Source organism: Nonomuraea mesophila (assembly GCF_004352805.1).
In the GTDB taxonomy this organism is placed as follows: Bacteria; Actinomycetota; Actinomycetes; order Streptosporangiales; family Streptosporangiaceae; genus Nonomuraea; species Nonomuraea longispora.
Window position 1 is genome coordinate 42,750 of sequence record NZ_SMLD01000060.1, and the last position, 6,386, is coordinate 49,135.

Genomic DNA, 6,386 nt, shown 5'->3' on the forward strand with positions numbered 1-6,386 from the left:
CATGCGCGTGGTCTTCGCGGGCACACCTGCGACGGCGCTGCCGTCGCTGCGCACCCTCATCGACTCTCCCCGGCACGACGTGGTGGCGGTCGTCACCCGCCCCGACGCCCAGTCGGGCCGGGGCCGCAAGGTGCACCCTTCTCCGGTGGCCGAGATGGCCGAGGAGGCGGGCATCGAGGTGCTGCGCCCGCAGAAGGCCGGCGATCCCGCCTTTCTCGACCGGCTGCGCGCGATCGAGCCCGACTGCTGCCCGGTCGTCGCCTACGGCGCGCTGCTGCCGCAGGAGGCCCTCGACGTGCCGCGGCACGGCTGGATCAACCTGCACTTCTCGATCCTGCCGGCCTGGCGCGGAGCCGCTCCCGTGCAGCACGCCATCCTGCACGGCGACGAGATCACCGGCGCGAGCACGTTCCAGATCGTCAAGGAGCTCGACGCGGGGCCCGTCTACGGCGTGCTCACCGAGGAGATCCGGGCCTCCGACACCAGCGGCAGCCTGCTGGAGCGCCTGTCGATCGCGGGGGCGGGCCTGCTCGCCGCCACGCTCGACGGCGTCGAGGACGGCACCCTGGAGGCCCGGCCGCAACCGGCGGAGGGCGTGAGCCTCGCGCCCAAGATCACCGTTTCCGACGCCCGGATCGCCTGGGACAGGCCCGCCCTGCACGTCGACCGGCTGATCAGGGCCTGCACCCCGAGTCCCGGGGCGTGGAGCGAGTTCAGGGGGCAGCGGGTGAAGCTCGGCCCGGTGCGGGTGCTCCCCGGTGAACGGCTGGCGCCGGGCGAGATCGTCGCGGCGAAGACCGCGGTGCGGGTGGGCACCGCGACCGACGCGGTGGAGCTCGGCGAGGTGCAGCCTCAGGGCAAGCGGCTGATGGGCGCCGTCGAGTGGGCCCGGGGCGTCCGCCCCGAGGGCGAAGAGAGCTTCACGTGATCCGGCACGACGGGCGCCGGGCATGAGCGACCCAGGCAACCGGAGGGCCGGCGGCAGCCGTCGTCGCGGGCCTCGCAGACCGGTGCGCGACCACGCCCGTAACGCCGCCTTCGACGTCGTGCGCGCGGTCGACGAGCGCGACGCGTACGCCAACCTGCTGCTGCCGCGCCTGCTGCGCGATCGCGGGATCAGGGGGCGGGACGCGGCGCTGGCGACGGAGCTGGCCTACGGCACGCTGCGCGGCCTCGGCACCTACGACGCGATCATCGAGAGGTGCAGCGACCGCGCGCCCGACCCCGATGTGCTCGACGCCCTCAGGCTCGGGGCGCACCAGCTGCTGCGCATGCGCGTGCCGCCGCACGCCGCCGTCGGCACCACCGTCGACCTCGTACGCCTGCGCATCGGCGCGGGCGCGGCCAAGTTCGTCAACGCGGTGCTCCGCAAGATCGGCTCCAGGACGATCGAGGAGTGGCTGCCCATCGTCGCCCCCGACCCGGCGGACGACCCGGTGGGCCACCTCGCCGTCGCCCACGGTCATCCCCGGTGGATCGTCTCGGCGTTCCGTGACGCGCTGGGCGGCCCTGACGAGATGCCCGCGCTGCTCGAGGCCGACAACGCCCGGCCCCTGGTGACGCTGGTCGCCCGGCCGGGGCGCAGCTCGGTGGCCGAGCTGGAGAAGGCGGGTGCCGCGCCGGGCCGCTACTCCCCGTACGCCGCCTATCTGCGTGAGGGCGACCCCGGCCAGATCGAGGCGGTCGCCGAGACCCGCGCCGCCGTGCAGGACGAAGCCAGCCAGCTGGTGGCGCTCGCCCTGACCCGGGTTCCCGTCGAGGGCGATGGCGAGGAGCGGTGGCTCGACCTGTGCGCGGGCCCCGGCGGCAAGGCCGGGCTGCTCGACGCCGTCGCGGTGCACGGCGACCAGGCGGGGCTCGATGCCGCAGAGCCGGAAGCCTTCCCGGGAGGGGCCCGGCTGCTGGCGGCCGACCTGCAGCACCATCGGGCGCGGCTCGTTCACCAGACCACCAGGGACGCCTGGGTGGTCACGGCCGACGGCACCGAGCCCGCCTGGCGGGAGGGCGTGTTCGACCGGGTCATGCTCGACGCGCCCTGCACCGGGCTCGGCGCGCTGCGGCGGCGTCCGGAGGCACGCTGGCGGCGCGACCCGGCCGGCATCGGCGACCTGGGCAAGCTGCAGCGCCGGCTGCTCGGCACGGCGCTCGACGCCGTGCGGCCGGGGGGCGTCGTGGCGTACGTGACCTGCTCTCCCCACCTGGCCGAGACCCGGGTCGTGGTCGGCGACGTCGTCACGCGCAGGAAGGACGCCGAGCAGCTCGACGCGCGGGCCTTCCTGCCGGGCGTCGACGGGCTGGGGGAGGGGCCGTACGCCCAGTTCTGGCCGCACCGGCACGGCACCGACGCCATGTTCCTGGCTCTGCTGCGCAAGCGTCACTGATCCGTTCGCGCGCCGTCCGCCCAGGTCAGCGGGCCGATACGGCGCCGGTCCGGCGGCCGGGGGCATCGGGCCACGCATGACGGCGCCCGCACGGGACACGAAGGGCAGGGTGGATCTCCTGGACGAGTTGCACTCGGCGGAGCTCGGGCCGATCATCGGGCTCCAGCAGTGGCCCGAGTGGGTGCTGCCGGTGATGAAACTGGTGTCGGCGCTCGGCACCGACACCTTCTATCTGCTGTGCCTGCCTCTGCTCTACTGGTGCGTCAACCCCGTGCTCGCGCTGCGCCTCGGCCTCACCGTGATGGTGGCGGCGGCCACGAACGCGCTCGCCAAGCTGGCCTGGCACCAGCCGCGACCGTACTGGATCGACGCGCGCATCCGCCCGCTGTCGCTGGAGGGCGCGTTCGGGCTGCCGTCGGGGCACGCGCAGAGCGGCACGGCGGGCCTCGGCCGGCTCGCCTCGCTGGCGGGCAGGCCGTGGGCGTGGTGGGCGGCGGGCGGGCTCGTCGGGCTGGTGTGCGTGAGCCGGGTCTACCTCGGCGTGCACTTCATCTCCGACGTCGTGGCAGGGGTGGTGTTCGGGCTGGTCGTGCTGGTGCTCGTCGTGAAGCTGGAGCGTCCGGTGACGGTGTGGTGGCGGGGGCAGGCGCTGTGGGCGCAGCTGGCCGCCTCCGCGGCGTTGTCGTTCGTGCTGATCGGCGCCGCCGCGCTCGTCAACGCCTCCTACGCCGGGTGGTCGCCGCCTCCGGCGTGGAGCCCGGCGGGCGCCATCGATCCCGAGAACCTCGACCGGGTGATCATCGTCGCCGGGCTGCTGGCCGGCACGCTGGCGGGCGCCTCGGTCATGCACCGGCTCGGCTGGTTCGACGTGGGCGGGCCGCCCGGCGTGCGCGCCGTTCGCTGGCTGCTCGGCATGATCGTGGCCGGGGCCGTCTTCTACGTGATGCGCGAGCTGCTGCCGCAGACCGGGGTGGTGCTGTATGCCGGGTACGCGCTGCTGGCGCTCTGGGTACAGCTGGGGGCGCCGGTGATGTTCATCAGGCTCGGGCTGATGTCGCCTGCCGGACAGGTTCAGCCCGTTCAATAGACTGGCTCATCATGGCCGTACAGATCTCGCCCAGCATCCTCGCCGCCGACTTCGCCAGGCTCGCCGACGAGGCCGCCGCCGTGCCCAACGCCGACTGGCTGCACGTCGACGTGATGGACTACCACTTCGTGCCCAACCTCACCCTGGGGCTGCCCGTGGTCGAGTCGCTGCGCAAGGCGACCGACAAGCCGCTCGACTGCCACCTCATGATCGCCGAGCCCGACCGCTGGGCGCCACAGTACGCGGAGGCGGGCGCCGGCAGCGTCACCGTCCACGCGGAGGCCGCCCGTGCTCCCGTCCGCACGCTGCGCGAGATCCGGGCGCTCGGGGCGCGGGCGGGCCTCGCGCTCAACCCGGGGACGGCCGTCGAGCCGTTCGAGGACCTGCTGGGCGAGGTCGACATGCTGCTGCTGATGACCGTCGAGCCCGGGTTCGGCGGGCAGAAGTTCCTCGACGTGGTGCTGCCGAAGCTGCGGCGGGCGCGCGAGCTCGTCGACAAGCACGGCGGGCACGTGTGGCTGCAGGTGGACGGCGGCGTCGACGGCGAGACCATCGAGCGCTGCGCCGAGGCGGGCGCCGACGTGTTCGTGGCGGGCAGCGCCGTCTACGGCGCGTCCGACCCGGCGGCCGCCATCGACGAGCTTCGGGCCGCGGCCGAGCGGGCCGGCGCATGACATGAAGGGCCCGTTATCTGGGTAACTCTTCACTTATGGGCGACCATGGCATCTTCGGGCCCCGCTCGGTGACGTGGCGGGTGATGGGCGAGCCGATTCTGCTGGTGGGCGGCATTCGCGCCCTGCTGATGCAGGGGCTGCATCCGAGGGCGATGCGCGGGGTGCTGCAGAACTCCGCGCTCATGGATCCGAACGAAGCCTGGTCGCGGTTCGTCCGCACGACCGAGTTCGTACGCGTGCGCACGTACGGCACCCGCGCCGAGGTCGAGCGGGCCGGCCGCCGCGTACGCAAGATCCATGCCAAGCTGACCGCCCACGACCCCGACACGGGCACCACGTTCCGCCTCGACGAGCCCGACGCGCTGCGCTGGGTGCACGTCGGCGAGGTCGACTCCTACCTGTCGGTCGCCCGAAGGGCGGGGGTGCGGCTGACGGACGACGAGGCCGACGCGTTCGTCGCGGAGTGGCGGCGGGCGGCCGAGGTGGTGGGCCTGCGGGCCGAGGAGGTTCCCGGGTCGGTGGCCGAGTTGCGCTCCTACATCGACGCCGAGCGGCCCGGCCTGCGCTTCGTCCCGGAGGCGGCCCATCCGCTGCGCCTGTCGCTCAACGCCCCTCTGCCCGTCCTGCTCACGCCGCTCAAGCCGGCGATGCCGGCGCTGACGCTGCTCGCGTTCGCCACGCTGCCGCGCTGGGCGCGGCGGCTGTACGGCCTGCCCGCCACACCGGTCGGCGACCTGTGGGCGACGGCCACGCTGCGGACCCTGCACACGGGGATCGGGCTGGTTCCCGGGCACGTCCTGCACAGCCCGGCGGCCAAGCGCGCGCAGCGCATCATGGCAGCGTAACGAGCAGACCAAGCGGTCGGTTGGTCATTGTGCCCGGGGTGGTCGCGCGCCCTGATCGGGGCATGGCAAACTGGTAGGCGAGAAGAGCTAGCGTGCTCCGGGGTCGGTGAAAGTCCGAACCGGCGGTGACAGTCCGCGACCCGGCCGATGCCATCGGCCGGTTGACCCGGTGAAATTCCGGGACCGACGGTTAAAGTCCGGATGGGAGGAAGCGCGCGAGGTGTCCGGTGTCCCAGCCGGGCGCCTGCTGTGGTGCACGGGTGCACCATCGCACGTCCCCCGGGGCCCGCCGTGGCGAGAAGCTACTGGCGAGTAGGAGACCCGGGTGGAGACTCCCGAGCAGGACGCCGCGCACATGGCGCGCGCCGTCGAGCTGGCCGGGCGCGGGCGCGGCGGCACCAGTCCCAATCCCGTCGTGGGCTGCGTCGTGCTCGACGCGGCCGGCCACGTGGCGGGCGAGGGCTTCCACGCCTACGCGGGCGGCCCGCACGCCGAGGTCGTCGCGCTGGCGCAGGCGGGCGAGCGCGCCCGCGGCGGCACCGCCTACGTGACCCTCGAACCGTGCGACCACACCGGCAGGACGGGCCCGTGCAGCCGGGCCCTGCTCGACGCGGGGGTCGCGCGGGTGGTGATCGCGGTGACCGACCCCAACCCGAAGGCCGCGGGCGGCGCCGCGCGGCTGCGGGCGCACGGGGTGTCCGTGACGTCCGGCGTGCTCGCCGGCGCGGCCGAGCGCGGCAACGAGGAATGGCTCACGTACGCGCGCCTCGGGCGTTCCCACGTGACCTGGAAGTTCGCCGCGACGCTCGACGGCAGGTCGGCCGCCGAGGACGGCACCAGCCAGTGGATCACCTCACCCGAGGCGCGGGCCGACGTGCACCGGATGCGCGCCGCGGCCGACGCCATCGTGGCCGGGATCGGCACCGTCCTGGCCGACGACCCCAGCCTCACCGCCCGGGTGCGCGACGGGGGCGGCGGGACGCCGTTGCGGGTCATCGTCGACACCGAGGGCCGCACCCCCGCGCACGCCAGGGCGCTCGACGACAAGGCGCCCACGCTCGTCGCGGTGGCCGACGACGCCCGCACGTCGCCCGAGGCCGACCTGCTGCGCCTGCCCCGCCACGAAGGCGGCCTCGACCTGGGCGCCCTGCTGCGTGAGCTGGCCGCGCGCGAGGTTGTCGGCGTGTTCCTGGAGGGCGGCCCCACGCTGGCCGGCTCGTTCGTCAGGCAGGGCCTGGCCGACCGGGTGCTCGCCTACGTGGCGCCCGCGCTGCTCGGCTCGGGCAGGGCCGCGCTCGGCGCGGCCGGGGTGGGCACGATCGGCGACGTCCACCGCCTGACCTTTGATGACTTTTCCCTCATCGGGCCGGATCTTCGGCTGATCGCCCGGCCCGCCCAC

The 6,386-nt window shown here is 74.4% G+C and carries 6 protein-coding genes and 1 riboswitch; all 6 genes read left to right on the top strand.

The annotated features are described in order from the left end of the window. The first annotated feature begins 1 nt into the window (after position 1). Complete coding sequence (gene fmt, locus E1295_RS22915) at positions 2–928, top strand: methionyl-tRNA formyltransferase (RefSeq protein ID WP_132632454.1); 927 nt, start codon at positions 2–4, stop codon at positions 926–928. A gap of 22 nt (positions 929–950) precedes the next feature. Next, positions 951–2,381, top strand: a complete 1,431-nt coding sequence (locus E1295_RS22920) for an RsmB/NOP family class I SAM-dependent RNA methyltransferase (protein ID WP_132632456.1) — start codon at positions 951–953, stop codon at positions 2,379–2,381. 76 nt (positions 2,382–2,457) lie between these two features. After that, positions 2,458–3,468, top strand: a complete 1,011-nt coding sequence (locus tag E1295_RS22925) for a phosphatase PAP2 family protein (RefSeq protein WP_132632458.1) — start codon at positions 2,458–2,460, stop codon at positions 3,466–3,468. An 11-nt stretch (positions 3,469–3,479) separates the two neighbouring features. Further along, entirely contained in the window at positions 3,480–4,142 is a 663-nt protein-coding gene (gene rpe, locus E1295_RS22930; RefSeq protein WP_132632460.1) for a ribulose-phosphate 3-epimerase, read from the top strand. 35 nt (positions 4,143–4,177) lie between these two features. Next, the gene (locus E1295_RS22935) at positions 4,178–4,987 is read left to right on the top strand and encodes an oxygenase MpaB family protein (protein WP_132632462.1); all 810 of its coding nucleotides are present in this window, start codon (positions 4,178–4,180) and stop codon (positions 4,985–4,987) included. 88 nt (positions 4,988–5,075) lie between these two features. Continuing rightward, positions 5,076–5,206: riboswitch (FMN riboswitch) on the top strand. Positions 5,207–5,312: 106 nt separating this feature from the next. Then, positions 5,313–6,386: bifunctional diaminohydroxyphosphoribosylaminopyrimidine deaminase/5-amino-6-(5-phosphoribosylamino)uracil reductase RibD (gene ribD, locus E1295_RS22940; RefSeq protein ID WP_132632464.1), on the top strand; the 1,074-nt coding region annotated here is incomplete at its 3' end.

Excerpts from the sequence above, each read along its gene's own strand:
- fmt (WP_132632454.1), top strand. The coding sequence starts at position 2 with ATGCGCGTGGTCTTCGCGGGCACACCTGCGACGGCGCTGCCGTCGCTG.
- E1295_RS22920 (WP_132632456.1), top strand. The coding sequence starts at position 951 with ATGAGCGACCCAGGCAACCGGAGGGCCGGCGGCAGCCGTCGTCGCGGG.
- E1295_RS22925 (WP_132632458.1), top strand. The coding sequence starts at position 2,458 with ATGACGGCGCCCGCACGGGACACGAAGGGCAGGGTGGATCTCCTGGAC.
- rpe (WP_132632460.1), top strand. The coding sequence starts at position 3,480 with ATGGCCGTACAGATCTCGCCCAGCATCCTCGCCGCCGACTTCGCCAGG.
- E1295_RS22935 (WP_132632462.1), top strand. The coding sequence starts at position 4,178 with ATGGGCGACCATGGCATCTTCGGGCCCCGCTCGGTGACGTGGCGGGTG.